Source organism: [Leptolyngbya] sp. PCC 7376, assembly GCF_000316605.1.
GTDB lineage: Bacteria > Cyanobacteriota > Cyanobacteriia > Cyanobacteriales > MRBY01 > MRBY01.
The window spans coordinates 1887795-1908334 of the sequence record NC_019683.1 but is presented as its reverse complement, the minus strand read 5'-3'; the positions used below and the strand labels follow the sequence as shown (position 1 = coordinate 1908334).

Annotated in this window: 20 protein-coding genes; 13 read left to right on the top strand and 7 right to left on the bottom strand. The window is 44.7% G+C overall.

The window, feature by feature from the left end; translation table 11 throughout:
• The first annotated feature begins 23 nt into the window (after positions 1 to 23).
• Entirely contained in the window at positions 24 to 1442 is a 1419-nt protein-coding gene (yvcK, locus tag LEPTO7376_RS08405) for a gluconeogenesis factor YvcK family protein (RefSeq protein WP_015133774.1), read from the top strand.
• A 33-nt stretch (positions 1443 to 1475) separates the two neighbouring features.
• Here the strand turns inward: yvcK and LEPTO7376_RS08400 are convergent, their stop codons facing one another.
• Positions 1476 to 1982 carry a molybdenum cofactor biosynthesis protein B gene (locus LEPTO7376_RS08400; protein ID WP_015133773.1) on the bottom strand — a complete coding sequence of 169 codons (507 nt, stop codon included), beginning with the start codon at positions 1980 to 1982 and terminating at the stop codon, positions 1476 to 1478.
• 51 nt (positions 1983 to 2033) lie between these two features.
• Between LEPTO7376_RS08400 and LEPTO7376_RS08395 the strand changes: the two genes are divergently transcribed.
• Together LEPTO7376_RS08395 and LEPTO7376_RS08390 are read left to right on the top strand one after the other, a co-directional pair.
• Positions 2034 to 2516, top strand: coding sequence for a flavin reductase family protein (locus LEPTO7376_RS08395; RefSeq protein WP_015133772.1), 483 nt, complete (start codon positions 2034 to 2036; stop codon positions 2514 to 2516).
• A gap of 48 nt (positions 2517 to 2564) precedes the next feature.
• Positions 2565 to 2915 carry a phenylpyruvate tautomerase MIF-related protein gene (locus tag LEPTO7376_RS08390; RefSeq protein WP_015133771.1) on the top strand — a complete coding sequence of 117 codons (351 nt, stop codon included), beginning with the start codon at positions 2565 to 2567 and terminating at the stop codon, positions 2913 to 2915.
• Between the two features lie 26 nt (positions 2916 to 2941).
• Here the strand turns inward: LEPTO7376_RS08390 and LEPTO7376_RS08385 are convergent, their stop codons facing one another.
• From LEPTO7376_RS08385 to LEPTO7376_RS08375, 3 genes are all read right to left on the bottom strand, one after another.
• Positions 2942 to 3655, bottom strand: coding sequence for a class I SAM-dependent methyltransferase (locus LEPTO7376_RS08385; RefSeq protein ID WP_015133770.1), 714 nt, complete (start codon positions 3653 to 3655; stop codon positions 2942 to 2944).
• Positions 3656 to 4374: 719 nt separating this feature from the next.
• Positions 4375 to 4737, bottom strand: a complete 363-nt coding sequence (locus tag LEPTO7376_RS08380; protein WP_015133768.1) for an NAD(P)H-quinone oxidoreductase subunit M — start codon at positions 4735 to 4737, stop codon at positions 4375 to 4377.
• Positions 4738 to 4810: 73 nt separating this feature from the next.
• Positions 4811 to 5650 carry an MBL fold metallo-hydrolase gene (locus LEPTO7376_RS08375; protein WP_015133767.1) on the bottom strand — a complete coding sequence of 280 codons (840 nt, stop codon included), beginning with the start codon at positions 5648 to 5650 and terminating at the stop codon, positions 4811 to 4813.
• Between the two features lie 247 nt (positions 5651 to 5897).
• Between LEPTO7376_RS08375 and LEPTO7376_RS08370 the strand changes: the two genes are divergently transcribed.
• The 6 genes from LEPTO7376_RS08370 to LEPTO7376_RS08350 all read left to right on the top strand — a co-directional run bounded on the left by LEPTO7376_RS08370 (position 5898) and on the right by LEPTO7376_RS08350 (position 9976).
• Positions 5898 to 6293 (top strand): hypothetical protein, encoded by a 396-nt coding sequence (locus LEPTO7376_RS08370; protein WP_160148421.1) that lies wholly within the window; start codon positions 5898 to 5900, stop codon positions 6291 to 6293.
• Between the two features lie 83 nt (positions 6294 to 6376).
• Positions 6377 to 6919, top strand: a complete 543-nt coding sequence (locus tag LEPTO7376_RS08365) for an RDD family protein (protein ID WP_015133765.1) — start codon at positions 6377 to 6379, stop codon at positions 6917 to 6919.
• A 53-nt stretch (positions 6920 to 6972) separates the two neighbouring features.
• Complete coding sequence (gene rpmG, locus LEPTO7376_RS24580) at positions 6973 to 7167, top strand: 50S ribosomal protein L33 (protein ID WP_015133764.1); 195 nt, start codon at positions 6973 to 6975, stop codon at positions 7165 to 7167.
• 122 nt (positions 7168 to 7289) lie between these two features.
• Positions 7290 to 7505: a 30S ribosomal protein S18 gene (gene rpsR / locus LEPTO7376_RS08360; RefSeq protein ID WP_015133763.1), complete on the top strand. Its 216-nt coding sequence runs from the start codon at positions 7290 to 7292 to the stop codon at positions 7503 to 7505.
• 117 nt (positions 7506 to 7622) lie between these two features.
• The gene (locus LEPTO7376_RS08355) at positions 7623 to 9635 is read left to right on the top strand and encodes a ribonuclease catalytic domain-containing protein (protein WP_015133762.1); all 2013 of its coding nucleotides are present in this window, start codon (positions 7623 to 7625) and stop codon (positions 9633 to 9635) included.
• 134 nt (positions 9636 to 9769) lie between these two features.
• Complete coding sequence (locus tag LEPTO7376_RS08350; RefSeq protein ID WP_015133761.1) at positions 9770 to 9976, top strand: hypothetical protein; 207 nt, start codon at positions 9770 to 9772, stop codon at positions 9974 to 9976.
• A gap of 126 nt (positions 9977 to 10102) precedes the next feature.
• Here LEPTO7376_RS08350 and LEPTO7376_RS08345 read toward each other — a convergent pair whose 3' ends face one another.
• Positions 10103 to 11248 (bottom strand): GDSL-type esterase/lipase family protein, encoded by a 1146-nt coding sequence (locus tag LEPTO7376_RS08345; protein ID WP_015133760.1) that lies wholly within the window; start codon positions 11246 to 11248, stop codon positions 10103 to 10105.
• Between the two features lie 249 nt (positions 11249 to 11497).
• Here LEPTO7376_RS08345 and LEPTO7376_RS08340 point away from each other — a divergent pair, with 249 nt between their 5' ends.
• From LEPTO7376_RS08340 to murI, 3 genes are all read left to right on the top strand, one after another.
• On the top strand, positions 11498 to 12850 hold the full coding sequence (locus tag LEPTO7376_RS08340) for a cation:proton antiporter (protein ID WP_015133759.1): 1353 nt from the start codon (positions 11498 to 11500) through the stop codon (positions 12848 to 12850).
• A 139-nt stretch (positions 12851 to 12989) separates the two neighbouring features.
• Positions 12990 to 14783: an N-acetylmuramoyl-L-alanine amidase gene (locus LEPTO7376_RS08335; protein ID WP_015133758.1), complete on the top strand. Its 1794-nt coding sequence runs from the start codon at positions 12990 to 12992 to the stop codon at positions 14781 to 14783.
• A gap of 106 nt (positions 14784 to 14889) precedes the next feature.
• Complete coding sequence (gene murI, locus LEPTO7376_RS08330; RefSeq protein ID WP_015133757.1) at positions 14890 to 15756, top strand: glutamate racemase; 867 nt, start codon at positions 14890 to 14892, stop codon at positions 15754 to 15756.
• A gap of 68 nt (positions 15757 to 15824) precedes the next feature.
• Here the strand turns inward: murI and LEPTO7376_RS23410 are convergent, their stop codons facing one another.
• Together LEPTO7376_RS23410 and LEPTO7376_RS08320 are read right to left on the bottom strand one after the other, a co-directional pair.
• A complete protein-coding gene (locus LEPTO7376_RS23410; protein WP_015133756.1) occupies positions 15825 to 17111 on the bottom strand; it encodes a hypothetical protein in 1287 nt (428 codons plus the stop codon).
• A gap of 32 nt (positions 17112 to 17143) precedes the next feature.
• Entirely contained in the window at positions 17144 to 18283 is a 1140-nt protein-coding gene (locus LEPTO7376_RS08320) for a HetZ-related protein 2 (protein WP_015133755.1), read from the bottom strand.
• Between the two features lie 241 nt (positions 18284 to 18524).
• Here LEPTO7376_RS08320 and LEPTO7376_RS08315 point away from each other — a divergent pair, with 241 nt between their 5' ends.
• Positions 18525 to 20327 (top strand): response regulator, encoded by a 1803-nt coding sequence (locus LEPTO7376_RS08315; RefSeq protein WP_015133754.1) that lies wholly within the window; start codon positions 18525 to 18527, stop codon positions 20325 to 20327.
• The last annotated feature ends 213 nt before the right edge of the window (positions 20328 to 20540 follow it).

Here is a 20540-nt window from a genome sequence, read left to right as displayed (position 1 = left end):
CACTGCGTTGTTCTGGAGAGAGTATGTTGATCAATCCTTTTCGCCGCGCTTTACGCAAAAGTGTCCGTGCCTACCCAAAAACAGTAAACGCTGTGAAAAACCGTACACCTGCTGGCCTAAACCATTTATTTAAGTGGATGCTCCCTGGCCTCTCCGTAAAGCGATGGCTCCTGATCAGTGCTTTTGGGGTGTTGTTCACCTCTTTGGGGCTGGCCATTTGGCTAGATCTGACGCCCGTTTCCCGCCTCATGATGCTCACACGAGATTTTCTTCGTTGGATCACCACCGTTATTCCCAGTCATATCTCTGGCCCGTTGGCGATCGCCTTCGGCTTAACCCTCATTCTCTGGGGACAAAATCGTACCTTTGGTGCGATTACCGATGTTCTAAATCCCCATGGTGAAGAAGAATTAGTTGATATGCTCCACACCCGCCGTCGACTGAATAAAGGCCCCAAAATTGTGGCCATTGGCGGCGGAACAGGTCTCTCCACTTTGTTGCGGGGTCTTAAAAAGTACAGTGGCAATATTACGGCTGTGGTCACCGTTGCTGATGATGGTGGCTCTTCGGGTCGCTTGCGTAGGGAAATTGGGGTGTTACCGCCAGGTGATATTCGCAATTGTCTAGCAGCATTCGCAGACGAAGAGAAATTATTAACTGAGCTCTTTCAATATCGTTTTAAAGCGGGCGATGGCCTTATGGGGCACAGTTTTGGGAATTTGTTTCTCACGGCGATGAGCGAAATTACGGGCGATCTCGAACAGGCGGTAGTTGCAAGTTCAAAGGTGTTGGCTATTAAAGGCTGTGTCTTGCCGGCAACCCTCAGTGATGTAAAACTTTGGGCAAAAATGGCCGATGGTCGTTTTGTCGAGGGTGAATCACGCATTCCACAGGCCGGTGGCAGGATTGTTGATTTTGGCTGTTATCCCCACAATCCACCTGCATTACCCGCAGCGGTGGCAGCGCTTGAAAAGGCAGATTTTATTATCATGGGGCCTGGCAGTCTCTACACGAGTGTGATCCCTAACTTGCTCGTCCCGGAAATTCGACAGGCGATCGCCAACAGTTCTGCACCCCGAATTTATGTCTGCAATATCATGACTCAGCCTGGAGAAACGGATGGTTATACCGTTGCAGATCATGTAAAAGCTATTGATCGAGTGTGTGGCGAAAAATTATTTGATGCGGTGCTCGTTCACCAGCGATCACCCTCCGAAACGGCCCTACGTCGATATTCCCTCGAGCATTCCCATCCTGTTTATCTCGACCGTGAAGAGGTTGCGAAACTCCGTCGACGGGCTGTACTTGCCAATATTATGGATGAAGATCCTGATACCGGTTATGTGCGCCACAATCACGAAAAATTGGCTGGATTGTTGATTCGATGGTTTAGTAAAGCTGCAGGAATTCAATCAAAAATGGCTCAGAGCGAAATTAATTAAGTCTGCATCTCTCTAAGATCTGTCTTTTCCTCTTCAGGATTTCCCACTAAGCTGTTTCACGAGATGGCGTAATTCCGGCAAAATCAATTCAGTCATCGCTAGACGCACCGCACCGCTAGACCCCGGCATCGAAAAAATCAGCGTACTTTCATAGGTTGCTGCCATCGCTCTGGAGGCGATCGCCCGCGAGCCGATTTCCTCGTAGCTCAATTGCCGAAAAATCTCCCCAAAACCCGGCAGAATTTTATCGATAATCCGTTCCAGTACATCGTAAGTATTATCCCGTGGAGAAATACCTGTGCCGCCGTTGAGCAATAGCGCTTCGATATTTTCCTGTTCGGCTAATTCTCTAACGAGTAATGCAATCTCATCCGGTTCATCTCTCACCACCTCATAGTGCGCAATCTCGTGACCCGCTTCCGATAATAAACTCTGAATAATTTTGCCACTCTTATCCGTTTTCGGCGATCGCGTATCACTCACTGTAATCACACCACAACGCACAGCACTTAAATCAGAATCAGGGTGAGGATGGGGCATGGTATGTAAAGATAAATAACAGTTGTTGAGAAGACTATTGGGAGTCCCCAGATGTTAGACGAAAAAGCAAAAAAAGAGATGCTACTCAAGATTCCCCACGCATTATATATTTGCGGTGTGCGGGATGGAGATGAGATGAATGGCTTTACGGCCAGCTGGGTAATGCAAGGCTCCTTTAAGCCGCCTCTTGTCATTAACTGTGTCCGCTCCGATTCTGGCTCCCATGCCATGATCAAAAAAACAGGTGTTTTTAGTCTCAGCTTCCTCGACAACACCCAAAAAGATATGGCTGCAAATTTCTTTAAGCCCAAGCGCCGCGTCGGTAATAAATTTGAAGATGTCGAATTTTACGAAGGTGAAGAAACAGGTTGCCCAATCATTAAGGACTCCCTCGGTTATGTTGAGTGTAAGGTGACTGGAACAGTCGAAGAAGGTGACCACACTATTTTTGTTGGCGAAGTGATTGGGGCAGGTGTCCACCGCGAAGGCAAAATTCTTGATTTAGAAAGCACTGGTTGGAGCTATGGCGGCTAGTTCAACTTACAAAACTCTTCTTTATCCACTGAGCAATTAATTAAAGCGATGCCACTAATTAAAGTTCAAACCTCCCTTGCTGCCCCAGCGAAAGGTGATGTTGAGTCAATGTTGCTGTCTTTGTCCAGTAAATTGGCTTCCCATCTCGGAAAACCAGAATCCTATGTGATGACGGCTTTTGAACCAGATGTTGCGATGACTTTTGCTGGAACGACTGAGCCTGTTTGCTATGTCGAAATTAAAAGCGTTGGCACAATGGGCGATCGTACCCGGACGATGAGTGACGATTTCTGCACTGAGATTAGTCAAACTCTAGACGTTCCTAAAGACCGGATTTATATAGAATTCGCTGATGCAAAAGGCTCTATGTGGGGCTGGAATAGCCGCACTTTTGGGTAAAGTTCTGACAAGCTTAATGATGCTTGTCAGTTTTCTAAAATTGCCAAAATTGCAACATGAGAAGCATCTTTATATAGGTCAATAGCTTTACCTTTTGTTGATAGTAAAAAAGTTTCAGTTGCCTTATTGGTAATTCCGTCTAGATGCTCAAACAATGAAAATGGGTAAAAGATACCATCATAATCAGTGTCATGGTATCCTTTGCCCTTCGTCATGATTTGAGAGAGGACATGAAATCCCAAGCTCTTACGCAATAATTGCTTAAAGAATTTTGTTTGACTAGATCCCATACCATAGATGTTGTGGTCAGAAATAAAAACAGCTTTTTTTGCTACTCGAAATATCTCCTTAATAACAGGTTCTGGATCTTGAATATGATGTAATATTCCAAACGCCGTAACACAGTCAATACTTTTATTAGGGAAAGGTAATGATTGTCCTTGTGCTTCTATTATTTGTTCTGAAGATAATCCCTTTTTTATGGCTTGCTGACGCATCGCTGACATAGGCTCAACTCCAGTAAGATCCATGTCAGGAAAAATTTCTTTTAAATAAAATAATGCTCGACCTGTTCCGGCACCAACATCAAGTAAAGAATCATATTTTTTCTCTGCAAGAATCCCTCGTAAAAACATAAGGGCATTGTAGTGTTCATCACCCTCATGAAGCTGCATCGCATCATACTGATCTGCGCTACTCTGATAATACTCGACTAATTTTTCTTCTTGAGATTCCTGCATGGTTTTTACTAGTTTCTATTAACAATAGAGTAACAAATCAGCTAGAGATTTTCCAGCTTATAACTAAGCTTATCTAAAGACTTTTAAGAGTGAAGAAAAGTAACGTATGTTAATCAATGATTTGAGATATATATCCAGAATATTCTTGTCTGGCAGTCTTGTAATAGATGTACTGGAGAATATTAGTGAATACGCGCAGTTTTAGTTATGAAAGCGAATGCAATTAAAGAGCTAGGTGGAATTGATTTGTATAGCGATGACCGGGCAGATGTGCAAGCAGGCAAGGGTTGTTATTTGAAGTTGACAATGGCAGAGGCTTTTTTATTCTTTTGAACACTGCTATAGATTTAAAGAACTTATTGTTTAGAAAAAAGTAAAGGAACTAAAAAGACTATTTCCTTAATGTTTTTCTGTTTTATTTAAAGTTCAAGTAAGACGAATGAAAAAGGCAATAATATTTATCTGTCTTCTATGAAATAGAGATGGTCTACAGGATGTTAAAATCAAAAGATTTTCAAATGATGGGCTGTAGCTTTTTTTGTGAAATGAGCTAGACTCATGGGACTCCAAACAATCGAACTTATATTAGATTTTCTGATGCTAAAGGCGCCATGTGAGGAGATGATCTTCGCCGCTAAAAAATAAAAAGACCCCCTCTGATACGAATAAATCATGAGGAGGACTACTTGTTTGATGACTTGGCGATCACTACAAAACTTTTAGTACATCAAATACTTGCCTTTACTATCAGGGTGATCTTGTTGCGGGAGCCCCATACTAAAGTTCATCACACGTGAATCGAGATTGTAAGAAAGCTCCCCTTTTTGGAGCATTTCGCGCATACAACCTTCTAGATCAGACCCGATGCGTCGTAAATTATATTCTGTTAAATCCTCACCGTCATAACTTTCGACAAGGGCATCAAACTTACGGTAGACCTTTTGGAGCGCTTCCTCAGACCAGATAAATTCATTATCTGGATCAATATCAAGGCTCAAGACCTTATCACTGGGAACCAATTCGTTTTTCTGAATTTCTGCCGTGTAAATGCGGACATGGCGAGTTGTGGACTTCAGTAACATAGGCGAATGGAGAGATTACGCTCAAACTCAACACTTGCTATTGTGACACTTCCACCGACAAAAAAAAAAGCCTTTAATCTGAAAGGGCGATGACTTTGCCTTCTTTTGCGAACTCTAGGTAATCTGAATGTTCTTTTAATGATGCTTCGAGGGTTTCTAATTCAGGATCGTCACAGTTGGGATCATGGGTGGAAATCAAGAGATGTTTAACGGCGATCGCCCGTGAAAAATCCAGTAAAGGTTGCCATTGTTGAATGTCTTGGTGATTAGGATGGGAAACAGGAGTATTTAGGATAAGCAGGTCTGCATTCTGGGCAAGCTTTTCTAAAGAGCTACGATTTTCGGCATCTTGAATATCGCTATCGGTAGCACAAACAATTGTTTGATTACCGTAGCTAATGCGAAATCCGAGGGCTTGGTGCTGATTATGAACTAAAGCACTTTTTATCCTGGCTGATTCGAAGATGAATTCATCGCCAGCTTTGAGAGAGTGGAATTCTAATTTTGCGCCCATAACCTGAATCGGGACTGGAAAATTAGGCCCGTGCATTTGCTTGGAAAGACTATCTTCAAAGGTTCTGCCTTCTGGGGTCTTTGTTCCGTAAATGTGAAAGTGGTTAATGGGGATAAATGCGGGGACGAAAAAGGGAAAACCTTGAATACGATCCCAGTTTGCATGGGTGAAAAAGAGATGGGCTTCGATAGGCATTTGTGCCAGGAGCGCATTGCCAAGCATCCGTAAGCCTGTGCCGCCATCAAAAATGAAACGTTGGTCGCCAGCATTGATTTCTAAACAAGGGGTATTACCACCAAAACGATACGTTTCTCGCCCTGGTGTGGGTACTTGTCCACGCACCCCCCAAAATCTTACGGTGAATGCTGTATTGGTCTTGGTAGGCTGGTCGATATTCACGTTGTGTGATGCAAATCCTATTGGCGATCGCCGCGTCAAACGTCCTAGGGTTATTCGACCCTCTCCCTATATTATCTAGAGAACATCTAATAATCAGTATTTTTTTTTAACTTGGGTGAGCTGATGTTGATGTCTAGCTTCTAATCGTGTTTGTTTGCTGCCCCTCGTTAAGCTGATAGAAAGAAATAAGCTAATAAATATGTTTGGCGATCACCCAATGCTTCAACGCTTCCTAATTAGACTTTGCATGAGCTTAATCGTTCTAAACTGCTTTGTCCTAACAGGTTGTCATGCAGGAAGTGCACCGAGAGAATTTGCCCCTGATGGCACCGTTATCCAACAAGCGATGCAAGGAGAATTACGGCAGCATTATCGTAAGCTCAGTGACTCTATTTCGGCATCTCCTCCCACCCTTCAATTAAAAAATATTCAGGTTGACCAGCTTGATTCTTTTTTTCTAAAACGTTTGCCTGTTTACCATGTGCAAGGAACATATGATTTGGAACTAGAGTTTCCAAGCCAAACGAAGCGTCGCCCCAAAAATCCGTTTGAGCTTTATTTACAACGACAAACGGAAGGTAAAACTTGGCGATCGCTGAAGAAAATTCCATTAGGCTGGCAATCCTATCCCGTCAGAGATTAGTCTCTCCTCTTGGCTTTTCCCGAACCGCTTACAATAAAGGTCAAGCTGAGTAAAAAATTTGCGATCGCCCCACCACCACGCCAATGTATGACGAAGACGACTATCAAGATTATCGACCCGTACGCCGTTTCCCAAAAGTCCCCTTAGACAGGCGCTTTTGGGCATTTTTTGTGGATTTTCTCTGCGCTTGGATTTTAAGTGGATTGGCCGGGCCTGCTCTGCAATGGCTTTTCTTCCTTGCCGCATGGTTTGCATTACGGGTAGGTCTTGTTGAGCGTAATCAAGGCCAGAGTGTTGGCAGTTGGGCTTTCGATATTAAAGTGATCGATATTAGCTATCGTATTCCCGAACTCGTGAGCCTCAGTAAACGCGAAGGTATTTTAGGTGGGCTTGCAATGCTGGCTATGTATGGTCTGCAAATTAATTTTGCCAATCCGATCTCGATGTTGATTTTGGTTTCCCCGCTACTTGCTTGCTGTTTGGTGGCGATCGCCGATGAAGAATTTAACCAAGCATTTCATGACCGCATTGCCGAGACCTACATCATCCAAACCCAACGAGGATTTTCCTTAGATTTGAGAATAAAAGAAATTGTTGCAGAGCTGCGGGACAATATGCAAAGATAGAAATTTGTGTGTAAACTCTAACGATTTGCACCGCTAACTAGAAAAACGAAATCATGGCAAGTAAGAAAGGCGTACGCATTACCATCACCGTGGAATGCACAGAATGTCGCACTAATACCAATAAGCGATCCAACGGCGTTAACCGCTACACCACTAGCAAGAACCGTCGTAACACTACTGGACGACTCGAAATCAAGAAGTTCTGTCCCCACTGCAACACTCACACAGTTCATAAAGAAATCAAATAATTCAATTTTATAATTGACTTTATTTCCTAAATTTCAGCGAACAATGGCAAAAGTTGTTTACTTCGGTAAGCAGTTTTGTTACATTTAGTCCCCTTTATTTTTAAAGATATATCTGAAAACACATGGCTTACTATCGCAAGCGTTTATCCCCTATTCCTCCCAGCCAACCCATCGACTACAAAGATGTGGAGCTACTCCGCAAGTTCATCACTGAGCGCGGCAAGATTCTTCCCCGTCGTATCACTGGTCTCACAGCGCGTCAGCAGCGTGATATGAACAGAGCTATTAAGCGTGCTCGTATGGTTGCTTTATTGCCTTTCATTAACAAAGAAGGTTAAAGCTCGCTCAGCTAAATTGCGTTGACTCACGGAAAATGTAGTGAGTCGACGATTAGCCGCAGATGATTACAGTATTAATTATTTTTTTGTCACAGCTAGATTAAGGCAATAAAACTGGTGGAACAGGGACAGCTGATTGAATTCAGGTTACAAGGTGAACGGTTACTTGCCGTCGCTGAACGTCCAGAAGGCAAAAAAGATTGGATTGTTGTGGATGCGAAGGGGCAATCCCATAAGCTTAGGCCTCAACGGGTTGAATATACCGTGGCTGGTTCCCCATATCTTTCGACTGATATCCCAGCATTTTTAAAAGTGTGTGAAAGCTTTCTTGACCCATCTGGGTTAGAGATTGCCTGGGAATTGCTCACGGAAATGGAAGAAAGTGCAACGCCAGAATCGATGGCACAGTTGCTTTTCTCTGAGCAAACACCCCATCAATGTTATGCCTCCCATGTGATGTTGGCAGAGGACAAAATATTTTTTAAGCGTAAGGGTGATCGCTACGATCCGCGCCCCGAATCACAGGTTAGGGAAATACAACATCAGCTCGAAGTCGAAGCGCAAAAAGAGGCTGAAAAGCTAGCTTTTATTGAAAAGGTGAAGCAGGCAGCCGATGGTGAAACAGTTGAATGGGAAGAAGGCGATCGCCAACGCCTAGAGACTTTAGAGCGGTTTATTTTGTACCCAGATCAGTCCACTAAGGCGGCACAAGAATTACTCCAACTTTTAGGGCGATCACAGACAACAGACAAAACATTTGAGCTTCTCGTCAGTTTAGGATGGTGGAGTCGTCACGAAAACCTCCATCTTCATCGCAGCGGTTATTCCCCCAGATTTTCTCAAAAGGTACTCGATGTGGCTGACTCTCGTTTCTCATCTCCCCTTGATGATGCCGATGAAGCGCATCGCCTTGATTTATCCCACCTCAAAACCTACACAATTGACGATGAGAGTACCTCTGAAATCGATGATGGCCTGAGTGTAGAGGCTTTGCCAGATGGTGGTCATAAGGTGTGGATTCACATTGCAGATCCAACTCGGCTACTTTCGCCGAATGATGATCTAGATCTAGAAGCTCGCCGTCGCAGTACAAGTCTTTATCTGCCCACAGGTATGATCTCGATGTTTCCTGTGGAGCTGGCAACTGGGCCGATGAGTTTGATTCAGGGTCAAGTGTGTGCCGCCCTGAGTTTTGGGGTTTTGCTTACGGAAGAGGGGGCGATCGCCGACTATAGTATCCATCCCAGTTGGGTGAAGCCAACCTATCGTCTGACCTATGATGATGTCGATGAAATGTTGCATCTTGGGATTCAGGCCGAACCAGAAATTGCCCTACTAGCTGACTTTTCTAAACAACGTGCCGCTTGGCGAAATTCCCAGGGCTCGATCAAAATTAAGATGCCCGAAGCATCAATTAAGGTCAAAGACGAAGATGTCACCATTGAAGTTTTAGAAGCCTCTATTTCGCGCGAACTAGTTGCAGAAATGATGATCTTGGCGGGTGAAGTTGCTGGAAAATATGGCGTTGAGCACAATTTACCTTTGCCATTTCGAGGTCAACCACAGCCCGAACTCCCTTCAGATCAAGAGCTATTATTGCTTCCTGCAGGGCCTGTGCGAGCCTGTGCTGTACGTCGTTGTATGCCTCGCGGCGAAATGGGGACAAATCCTGTACGCCATGCAAGTCTCGGTCTAGACTCTTATATTCAAGTGACTTCGCCAATTCGTCGCTATACTGATTTACTGGCGCATTTTCAGATTAAAGCTCACCTCCGGGGTGATGAACTACCTTTTTCTTCGGAAGAGCTCCAGGAGATTTTGTTTAGTGTTGTCACATCCAGCAAGGAAGCAGGGCTTGTGGAACGACAAACGAATCGCTATTGGAGCCTAGAATATTTGCGTCGTAATGCAGATCAAGTTTGGCAAGGGATGGTTCTACGTTGGCTTCGAGAGGATGAAAAATTAGGTGTGCTTCTCTTAGAGGAATTAGGCTTAGAATTACCCCACCGTTTTGAGCGTCCCGTTACTTTGGGCGATCGCCTTGAAGTTAAAGTGAGCCAAGCAGATCCCCATAAAGACGAAATTCGTTTTCGAGAGCTGCTAGAAACCGATGTTGCTACGGCATCCTAAGACTTTTAACGATTGAAGATAAGTTTTATAAGCTGTCGTTGAGAAATATTGCGTTTCATTTCTTCCTGCGAGATTTCCTTAATGGGCGTGATATTTTCTTACCAATCGAGTTTTAGGTTTAAACGCAAAAAGTAATGGCAATTCCTTCTTCCTCCGCAACTCAAGCTGATGCACCCTTTTCCGAGGATATGAGCAGCTACGTCGCCGAACTACAATTGCACATGTCCCTTCAAGCGAAAGATTTAACACCAAACCTTGAGCCCGCAACTGATAGTTTGCATAAGCTGTTGCATGATACTCAGCTCAATCTCGAGAAAATGGCTTCTCGTAATCTCGCTTAAGATTTTTGGCTAAATCACAATCCATAAAAGTTAGTAACTGAATAACTTTCTGGAAGCATCGTCCTTCTTATCTTGATGTAATGATGACGGTTCTTTCAGAAAGTTTCTTTTTGTGAGTGAACTTGCTTAGCTCGCTTTCGCAACCCACTTTTCAGCTTGTTGCATGGCTTGCTGCCAAACTTTGTAGCCTTGGCGATTTAGATGGAGACCATCGGTACTGAGGTCTTGTCGCATTTTTCCTTCTTGATCGACAAACAGTGCGTGGAGATTGAGGTATCCTGCATTCTCTTCGCCGGCGATCGCCTGTAATTTGTTATTTAATCGTATAGCCCGATCCGGAGAGAGATAAGCCATGCGCGTTGGCAGAAGGGATTGGAGAACGATGGTTGCGTAGGGATGTTGATATCGTAGGCGGCGGATAATCGCACGAGTATTATTGAGAACCGTTGCATCCGAAGCCCCTTGTTTGAGATCATTTACCCCAGCCATTACATAAATCGTTTCAGGACGGACGCGATCCAAAGCATTAAGACGTTGCAATACTTGACTAGTATTTTCGCCAGAGATGCCCTGATTCAGCCAGAGTTTACCTTCTGGTAATAAATCACTTGGGAACCACATACTTAAAGAGTCACCCACCAACACACCTAAACGATTATTTCCTTGACCAGTGGCGACAGACTTTGCTTCTTGTTGGAGGAGATTTTGCCACTCTTGGTGAGTTGGTTGTTGTCTTGCCCCTGCCCAAGCGGTTTCAAAGCTATTGCCCTTCAGTCTGGTGTAAAGTTGACCTGCTTTTAAGGCATTAACCCGCTGGCTAAATAATTGTGGATTGGAGCTGGGTCGGCGACTAGTGTTGGTATTACTTGTGGATGGCCAAGGATTTTGATTTGTGGTGGATTGGATCGGTCGAACACTGGTGGATTTAACTGTAAATGTTTGAGGCGTATTATTGGCTGGATTACTGGAATAGCGTTGATAGGCAACCGGATTACGTTTGGGTGTGGAAGGCTGAGCCACCTTTGTAAATGCTTGAGGGCTACTACCTTTAATCTGGGATGAGTATTTGCTGCTAACTTCTGGCTGAGTCACTGAAGCGCGCTGAGCGAGAGGCTGTGATCGTTGCTGATAACCTTGTACTCGTTGTTGATCAAGTAACCCCATCTGGTCAACCATTTGCCAAGGATCGGTTATGGGTTTGGTCTGAGGAGCCGCTCCCACCGTTGTCTCGCCACTCAATAGACTCGCCGCTAATAGCAAAGGTTCAGACATAACTGCACCGGAAATAACAGATGAACTATTTCCATAGACAGGGCGATCGCCGTAGTTTCAGGACAAATCCATTAGATTTAAACCCTAGAATGCCCCAGCAGTTTGTTAAATTATTGTGAATGCTTTGGCAGTAAGGCCTTTAATTGATAAATAGCAGCCAAAGCTACTGACCCTGCAACCTCGCAGATTCACAATAGAGCTAGAATTCCTGTTGGCTCACTATCGCTCGTTGTTACACCTCATAAATTTATGCCGTATTTTCAATCTTTTCTCCTCAATGCCCCGGCAGGGGAAGCCGTCGAGCCGTCAATGGTTCTGGCCTCAGTCTTGCTCAGTTTGGTGATTATTTATTTCGCGAGTAAAGTCGGCGGAGAATTATGTGCTCGTATTAACCTGCCGCCAGTTTTAGGAGAACTTGTCGGTGGTGTGCTTGTTGGTATTTCAGCCTTTGGATTACTCGTGTTTCCTGAGGGAGGTGTGCAAGCTTCCGATTCTTTGTTGATGAAATTTTTGGAGATGACTGCTGGTTTAAGTCCAGATGCAGCTCCAGCTTTATTTTCTACCCAGAGTGAAATAATTTCGGTTTTAGCAGAATTGGGTGTGATTATTCTCTTGTTTGAAATTGGACTAGAATCCGATTTACAGGAGTTGATCAAAGTTGGGCCACAGGCAGCAGTGGTCGCAGTAGTTGGGGTTGTCGCACCCTTCGCCGCAGGTACAGCCGGTCTAGTCTTGCTTTTTGGAATTAATACGATTCCCGCAATTTTTGCAGGGGCAGCATTAACGGCAACCAGTATTGGGATTACGGCGAAGGTGTTGGCGGAATTGGGTCAGCTGGCGACAAAAGAAGGTCAAATTATTATTGGTGCGGCGGTACTAGACGATGTCCTTGGCATTATCGTTTTAGCCGTTGTTGCAAGTTTGGCTAAAACGGGTGAAGTCGAGATTGTCAGTACAATTTGGTTAATCGTGAGCGCGGGTACATTTCTTATTGGCGCCATTATTGTGGGACGTTTGTTGAGTCCTTTGTTTGTCAGCCTTGTGGATGGGATGAAAACGCGAGGTCAACTACTCACTGTTTCGATTGTGTTCGCGTTTGTGTTGTCTTATATCGCTACAGTGATTCAGCTCGAAGCAATTTTAGGTGCGTTTGCTGCAGGTCTGATTTTGGCGGAAACGAGTAAACGAGGTGAATTAGAAGAGCAAGTTTTACCGATCGCTGATTTGTTTGTCCCAATTTTCTTTGTCTGTGTCGGTGCGAAAACAGATTTAAGTGTATTAAACCCTGCTGTACCTTCTAACCGTGAAGGTCTTGTCATTGCCGCATTTTTAATTGTTGTGGCGATCGTTGGTAAGGTGATTACTGGTTTTACCGTCTTTGGTCAAGACAAGCTCAACAAAATTGCTATTGGTGTTGGCATGATTCCCCGGGGTGAAGTGGGCCTCGTTTTTGCTGGGGTTGGCTCTGCCAGTGGCGCCCTTTCAGAATCTACCGAAGCGGCAATTATTATGATGGTAATCTTGACAACTTTTGTTGCACCACCGCTACTCCGCGTAGCTTTTAAAGAGCCAGAAGCTGTCGCCGAATCCAACCAAGGATAAGGAAAGATACAATGGGATGTCGCGATGAGACTCTGAAACATATCAGATAGTCGCTGCGTCCCTTGGACAAGCTGAGGATGATCCTCACTCCTAAACTGTTTTTAATTTTTTCCTATTCTCATCAGAGGATTTTTTGATCGTGAAATTCTTTTGGTTCTGCTTAACATTGCTCACCCTTTCGGCATGGCAGCTCCCAGCTTGGGCTGGTCAACTGATTTTTTGGGAGTTTAATGAGCAGCGTCGTGAACTACAATTTCGGACAAATTCGGGTGTGCAACCGCAAGCTCAGCTCATTCCAGATCCGAGTCGCTTGGTGATCGATTTACCGGGCACAACGTTAGCTCGTCCGCTACTTAACCGTAGTTATGGCGGCAAAATTCGGACAATTCGTTTGGGTCAATTTACACCGGATACAGCCCGCTTAGTTGTGGAGCTGGAGCCGGGTTATACGCTTGATCCGAGTGCGATTAAGTTTGAAGGGCGATCGCCGAGTGATTGGACAGTTAGTCTGCCAGAACCGCAACGCATTACTTCTACCCAAACTCCTCAGTCTGTCACTGGTGGCCAAACGACAACCACAACGGCACAGGTAGAAGATAGTTTTTTTGGCGATCGCTTCCAAGTTACCCAAGGGGGATTTTATTTAAGTCTTGACGGCACGACGGAAGGCAAAATCGAAACAGAACAGGATGGCGATCGCCTCGAATTCACGCTCAAGGATTTGCAGCTGCCCCAAGACTTACTGGGTCAGACGGTGTCAGTAAATCGATATAGAGTCGATAAAATCACCTTTGAACAATCCCGTAATAACGAAGCAAAGATTTCTCTTGAACTCGATGACAATAGCCCCGAATGGCGTGCACTGTATAGTTCCTATGGCGGTGGTGGCTTAGTCTTTTTCCCCGTTGGTGGTACCACAAATCTCAGTGGTTCAGGCACAAGATCTGTAACCGTACCAGAACAAACGGTCCAAACCTCTTCCGAGGAATTGGCGACAGTTGAATCAGTGGAGCTAGCAAATAATGGCTCGCAATTAGTGGTGCGGGGAAGTGATCGCCTCCAAGCATCGGGCGGCTGGAATCGTAACGATGGCGTTTACCAGATCCGTGTCGAAAATGCAGAACTTGCTCAACCTGTTCGTGGCCCAGAATTGAGTGCGACAAGCCCTGTGTCACGCATTTCTATGCGTCAGGAAACCAGCACCAGCGTTTTAATTCAAATTGAACCAGCTCTCGGTGTGCAAATTGGCGAGTTGAATCAGCCTGGCGATCGCTTCCTTGCCCTCGAACTCAACCGCCTACGGAACTTCGATAACAATGCGAATAACCCCGTGTTTGTGCCCCCAGCCCAAAATACAGACAATCCACCAGCCTTTAATCCGCCGCGCAGCAGTGTCGTCGTCATGATTGACCCCGGCCACGGCGGTAAAGACCCTGGTGCTGTGGGGATTGGTGGGCTACAAGAAAAAAGGGTGATTTTGCCAATTTCCCAGGAAGTAGCCCAAATTTTGCAAGAAAATGGTGTAGGTGTACGCATGACGCGAGATACCGACTATTTTGTTAGTCTTGCTGGTCGTACCCAGCTTGCAAATAATGCCAATGCCGATTTATTTGTCAGTATCCATGCCAACGCCATTAGCTTGAGTCGTCCTGAAGTTAATGGTCTAGAAGTCTACTATTATCAGTCCGGTAAAAAATTAGCCCAAACGATCCATCGCAATATTCTTGGTCAAATTCGGATGCGTGATCGCGGTGTGAGAACAGCTCGTTTTTATGTTTTACGCCACACTGCAATGCCCTCCGTTCTCGTCGAAGTCGGATTTGTCACTGGCCGAGAAGATGCCCCCAATCTTAGTAGTCCAGCCTTCCGCAGTCGTATGGCTAAGGCGATCGCCGATGGAATTTTAGAATATATCCAGACCAACAACCTCTAATAGCGAAGAGTCAGATTAAATCAACAACTCCAAACCAAAGATTGACGCAGAGTTCAGAAACTACGCTAATCTTTGTTTAATTAAATTGGTGTGAGTACTTTAATCTATGGGCAATTCAAAAACGCTTCCGATCGGGATATTTGATAGCGGTCTTGGTGGTATTACTGTGCTGCGGGCGTTGTATCATCAACTTCCCAAAGAATCAATTATTTACTTTGCCGATACGGCGCGACTGCCCTATGGAAATCGTTCTCCTGAAGAATTGATCCAATATGTGCGTGAAATCTTGACTTGGATGGAAGCCCAGGGCGTCAAAATGGTAGTAATGGCTTGCAATACCAGCTCTGCTGTTGCCCTCGATATTATCCGCTCAGAATTTAAAACGCCTGTCCTCGGTTTGATTCTGCCGGGTGCCAAGGGCGCTGTCAAAAAAGGCAAACGCATTGGTATTATTGCAACCCAAGCAACGGTTAACAGCAACGCCTATAAAAATGCGATCCAAGAAGTTGATCCAGAAGCAGAAGTTTGGCAGATGGCCTGTCCAGATTTTGTCCCTCTTATTGAGGCCAATCGCATTAATGACCCCCACACTAAACGAGTCGCTCGCCAATATTTACAGCCGCTAATTGATAAAAATATTGATACCTTAGTGCTTGGTTGTACCCACTATCGTCATCTTGCAGGTGTCTTTAAGAGTATTTTGCCTAATCATGTTGTGTGTGTTGATCCCGCAGAATATGTAGTGAAAGCAACGGAACAGGAATTGGAGTTAATGGGTTGGAAAAATACTAGTCCTCCTTTGCCAACTCAGTTTGCAGTGAGTGGCTGTCCTGAGCAATTTGCAGAATTATCCCACCGTTGGCTTGGGTATACGCCCCTTGTTGAAGGTGTTGATTTGGAGAAATTGATTGCTGCTGCGCCGATTTCCGCACCACAACAAACTTCTTCTGTGCAACCACCCAAATTCTCCTAACAGCTCTTGATTTCGGCTAGTATTCTTCCAACAAAAAGCTCACTGATCCAAAATGATCAGCGAGCTTTTTAGCCTCTATTAATATTTTCTAATTGGGCTTTGAGGCGATCGCAGGCAGCGAGAAGTTCTGGTAGGGCAGTGAGAGGAGAAGGATTAATTTGGCTACGGAGATAAATATGGCGTAACTTACGTTCAAGTTGCTGGGCAATCTGGAGAGCCTCATGGCCCTGGTCGTCCATTTGTTTTTGTTGGTGGAAGACTAAGGCTTGACCTCGCAAAACTTGTAATGTGCCTTCGTCGCCATGTTTGCCTGGCATGATGGTTAGGCGTAGCAAAATTCTTTCATCGAGATAGTACTGCTCCATCTCTGCTTTTTTTGCTTTAAGCACAGGCATCGGAGGAATATGAGCTAGCCGTTTAAATTCATTTAAAATGCCGTAAAACGTTTTAATTGGTAAGCCATACATCGCTTCCTTCATCACACCGCTTTCGCTGAGAAGAATTCGTCCTTCATCGGCGTGATTTTCAAAATAGAGTCGCCCAATGCCTTTGGATAGTATACGTCCGAGCACTTCTTGCCAGAGTTGTTTTGCTGGGAGATTCACAAGACTATCTAGAGTTTTATCAAGGTATCTGGGTGTTATATTGAGGCGATTATAGGCATGTGATAAGCCATTTTGAGGGATATCGTTTTCGACTTCGCGCAGTTGCACAGGGGCAGAGGGCACATGGACGGAAGGGATGCTGAGGCTATCTTCGTTGGATTTTTTTGTGTTGTTGAGGGTCGGGCGATCGCCGCCGTTCCCCATCATCTGCTCGTGTAGTTTTGCTGGGTCTTCATCAAAAATTGTTGTGGGCTGATCCTCTTTTGACAGGCGTTTCGAGACTGAACCTTGTCCCAAGGGAGGTACGACAAAGGGATCATTTGCGCTAGCGACAGGTGATTCGCCACTGATCGCAGATTTAGAGACTCCGTTATTAGAAACAGAGTTGGCAAAATTGTTGTTGGAATTTGCGGCAGATTGATTGTTGTCTGACTTCTCTTCGGAATTATTTATCTGATGGTAGTTGTGATAGGAAGAGAGAAGGAGTTGGAAGGTTTTGTTATCGAGCTTTTGGGCTGTCAGTTTGAGGTTTTTACGGTCTGACAGTTTTTTAATAATCTGGTGTATATTCGGATTTGCAGGATCCACAATGCCGAGGGTGAGGCAGTGGTTGTGAAATTTAAGGGGGATCAAACTATGAGCGAGGCAGACTTGGATCGGAATATATTTGTCGACTAGTCGGAATGTCTGTTCTAAATTTAGATCAGACCAACTAAAGGGTTCGATTGGGATTTGTAGTGATTCTGCCATCGTCAAATGTGCATTAATGCAAGGATGATGCCTCAGCCTCTTATTTTCTGGGCAGCTAGGTAGATCTTACTCCATTCTTGAAGGAGCGATTTAGACTTACAGTCTAGCTCGGTTGGTGAGGTTTGGCGGGTGGAAGTTTGTTGAAATATATCTAAAATCTCTTGCTGTTCTGGGGTTAGTTGCTCTTGCAGCGTTTGCCATTGTTGGCGAGTGAGGCCAAGTTGGTGTTCAGTTAGGGTCGTTTGCAACCATGCGGCAACGAGATCGGGCTGAGTTTTAATCGCGAAGTTATGGATGGCGTGGTATTTAACTTTGTCTCTCAGACGGTAGCTTTTCTGGATTGGGATATTGAGAATTTCGGCGATCGCCTCCTGGGATTTCCCCTGTAGATATAGTTCTAGCCATGGCACTGCAAGGGGATCTTTTTTCATCTTCTCTTTGAGGTATGCCAAAAAATTATCCATCACGGCTTGGCGTAGAAAATCTTGTTGCCAAATCTCATCCTTTGTCTGATGGCGGGCGATCGCCTCATTGTCGAGGAGATTGATGGTTTGCTCGCTATTTTTCAGTTCCAGCTCAGTGGAGAGCAATTTTAAACTTTGCTTGGCTGGAACATTGGTCATGCCAGACCGTTGATAACGGCGCATGAGATTTACGAAGCGATAGCTAATTAACGGTTGATTTTGAATCGGGCGCAAACAATATTCTTCTATGGCGGTGCAGAGAAAGGCTTCCTGTAAGCTACGAGGAGGATTACAAGTCCGGAGCCATTCTAATTCTTGTCGCAGATATCGATCCCGCTGCAACATTTCTTGGATCACTTCTTCTAGCACATCGTAAACGGTACGGCGGCGATCGCGACTAAGAGAAATCCAAGTTTGAATTTGCTGCCGTAGGGTGACTACTTGGCTCAGACGACGTAGCAACCGACCAAAACGTTGGCTTGGTCGCAGGGCTAAATACTTGGTGAGTACACGGTAACGATAGGCAATCCCTTTCTCGAAAAGCAACCATTTTTCCGCGGGTAAAGCCTCTTTCTCTGACGCTTCTGCTCCTAAGAGCCAATCCACAATCAAGGTACAGTCCACCTGCCCCAGTTGAGAGGTGTCGGTATTCTGACAGTGATTTCGCCATTGATCGCGAAGGGTGGCGATGTTGCCCATAGAATCCATGAGGAAAGAAAGGTTCACCTTCATCCTACAAGCAGTTCTGGCATTCTCAGATAACTTTGCGTAGCTAATTCTTTGTCCTATCCGGATCTTTAGCTGCCATTCCACTATTCATGAGTGATGAGCAGTGACTTAGTTGATGGCAGATGACCCATGTTGTCATCCCCCTTACAATGTCATCAAGATTGCAATTCATTCATTTCAAGTTCTATGTCTTGCCTTTTGGTGAGCATAGTCCCCTTTTATGTCATCCCAAGATCAAGAAATTCGGCGCCTTAGTTTTCTATTAGGGTTAGCTGAACGTCTACAGAGTGTTACGAGCGTTAAAGATATTGGAAAATATGCGCTCAAATATCTTGTAGATAATATGGGGGCGGCTTTTGGGGATATTAAATTAATCTCTGGGCAAGGCGATCGCCGCCGAGCCAATATGCTCACCAATGGTATGTCTTCGGAGTTTATTGCGACCTATGGTGAAGCGGTGATCGCCGATATGACTGGTTGCCTCGATGCAGGGATTCCTTATGGAGAAGGTCTCTTATGGAAAGTCGTTGAAACAGGAGAACCATATTTTGTTGATGACTATGCCAATCACCCAGATGCAGTAGAAGCCTTTCGCTATCCGAAGATTGGCAGCCTTGGTATGTTTCCAATTAAAGATCAAAAAGGCTTGATTTTAGCCGTACTTACCCTAGAGTCACGCACAGATGCTCCGCTTAAAGAAGCGCCACTACAAAATGTTCTAATTGCGGCCTGCCAAATTTTAGGCGCTGCTATTGAGCGTGCCCAGTCTCAAGAACAACTAAAACGTACCAATCAAGAATTAGAAAAAGTCTCCCGGCTAAAATCTGAATTTCTTGCTTCGATGTCCCACGAGCTACGGACTCCTTTAAATAGTGTGATTGGTTTTTCTGATTTGCTTCGTCGTCAAGCGGAGCAGCAGCTCGATGACCGTCAACGCAGTTATATCGACACCATCGAAAAAAGTGGTCAGCATCTATTGGCTTTGATTAACGATATTTTGGATCTCTCGAAAATTGAAGCGGGTAAAACGGAGCTAAATATTAGTTCCGTGAATATTATTGAGCTCTGCCAAGAATGTTTGACGATGATCCAGCCTCGGGCAAAGGCTAAAAAAATTCAGCTAACCTTAGATGTCTCGTTTCAAGTGGATCATGTTTATTGTGATCGCCGTAAAGTCCAGCAAATTTTAATTAATCTGCTCTCGAATGCCGTTAAATTCACTCCTAAAAAAGGCAATATTTCTCTCTCTGCACGGTTAGCCTATGGCGAAGAGTTGTTGCAGGAGAAGCGTCTCGATTCGAGCGTGATTGAAGGGAGCACCCCTTATTTACGGTTAGAAGTAGCAGATACAGGCATCGGTATTAGCCTTGAGGCACAAATTAAGCTGTTCCAACCTTTCTTTCAGATTGACGGAAAATTAACACGTCAGTACGATGGCACCGGTCTGGGGTTAGCATTGACGAAGCGTTTAGCAGAACTGCATGGCGGTGAGGCTTCTGTCGAATCGATAGTGGATCAAGGCAGTTGTTTTCGAGTGTGGTTACCGTTGACGTTGTCTCCAGCTGAAGGTGAAATGGTTTTGCCAACTAGAGTGCCGCAACCGTTGGTGACAGCAGCCACTGAAGAAGATAAAACGCGTCTAAAGCCAGAACAGAAATTCATTTTAGTTGTTGAGGATAAGCCGTTTAATCAGACGTTAATCACTGAGATTTTAGGCTTACATGATTATCAGGTTGAGATTATTGATGATGGTCAGCAGATGTTAGATCGATTGCAGGCAGATGGTGATGATCGCCTGCCGGATCTGATTTTGATGGATATTCAGCTGCCCCACGTTGATGGGTTGACCTTAACGAAAACAATTAAGCAGTCACCGCAATGGCAAAAAATTCCGGTGGTAATCATTACTGCCTTGGCAATGACGGGCGATCGCGAACGGTGTTTAGCCGCTGGAGCCGATGACTATATCAGTAAACCTATCCAAATCATTGACCTCGAAGACAAACTCAGCATGTATTTATAGCCATAAAATAGAATGTTTTTTCTAGATAAATTCCTTTTTTTAAACGTTGAAATCGAATTGGCGATCGCCATCTTAGAAATATCTAAACTTAATTGAGTATTTGTACTCGCGAGCAACAATAGATTCTCTCGAGAAAACATCAATTAATTGACAATTCTTTATCTTGAATAAAAATGAATGTCATGAATGAAACATGTCATTTTTCAAGGGATA

Coding starts and splice junctions, on each gene's coding strand:
- yvcK (WP_015133774.1), top strand. CDS start 24: ATGTTGATCAATCCTTTTCGCCGCGCTTTACGCAAAAGTGTCCGTGCC.
- LEPTO7376_RS08400 (WP_015133773.1), bottom strand. CDS start 1,982: ATGCCCCATCCTCACCCTGATTCTGATTTAAGTGCTGTGCGTTGTGGT.
- LEPTO7376_RS08395 (WP_015133772.1), top strand. CDS start 2,034: ATGTTAGACGAAAAAGCAAAAAAAGAGATGCTACTCAAGATTCCCCAC.
- LEPTO7376_RS08390 (WP_015133771.1), top strand. CDS start 2,565: ATGCCACTAATTAAAGTTCAAACCTCCCTTGCTGCCCCAGCGAAAGGT.
- LEPTO7376_RS08385 (WP_015133770.1), bottom strand. CDS start 3,655: ATGCAGGAATCTCAAGAAGAAAAATTAGTCGAGTATTATCAGAGTAGC.
- LEPTO7376_RS08380 (WP_015133768.1), bottom strand. CDS start 4,737: ATGTTACTGAAGTCCACAACTCGCCATGTCCGCATTTACACGGCAGAA.
- LEPTO7376_RS08370 (WP_160148421.1), top strand. CDS start 5,898: ATGAGCTTAATCGTTCTAAACTGCTTTGTCCTAACAGGTTGTCATGCA.
- LEPTO7376_RS08365 (WP_015133765.1), top strand. CDS start 6,377: ATGTATGACGAAGACGACTATCAAGATTATCGACCCGTACGCCGTTTC.
- rpmG (WP_015133764.1), top strand. CDS start 6,973: ATGGCAAGTAAGAAAGGCGTACGCATTACCATCACCGTGGAATGCACA.
- rpsR (WP_015133763.1), top strand. CDS start 7,290: ATGGCTTACTATCGCAAGCGTTTATCCCCTATTCCTCCCAGCCAACCC.
- LEPTO7376_RS08350 (WP_015133761.1), top strand. CDS start 9,770: ATGGCAATTCCTTCTTCCTCCGCAACTCAAGCTGATGCACCCTTTTCC.
- LEPTO7376_RS08345 (WP_015133760.1), bottom strand. CDS start 11,248: ATGTCTGAACCTTTGCTATTAGCGGCGAGTCTATTGAGTGGCGAGACA.
- LEPTO7376_RS08340 (WP_015133759.1), top strand. CDS start 11,498: ATGCCGTATTTTCAATCTTTTCTCCTCAATGCCCCGGCAGGGGAAGCC.
- murI (WP_015133757.1), top strand. CDS start 14,890: ATGGGCAATTCAAAAACGCTTCCGATCGGGATATTTGATAGCGGTCTT.
- LEPTO7376_RS23410 (WP_015133756.1), bottom strand. CDS start 17,111: ATGGCAGAATCACTACAAATCCCAATCGAACCCTTTAGTTGGTCTGAT.
- LEPTO7376_RS08320 (WP_015133755.1), bottom strand. CDS start 18,283: ATGGATTCTATGGGCAACATCGCCACCCTTCGCGATCAATGGCGAAAT.
- LEPTO7376_RS08315 (WP_015133754.1), top strand. CDS start 18,525: ATGTCATCCCAAGATCAAGAAATTCGGCGCCTTAGTTTTCTATTAGGG.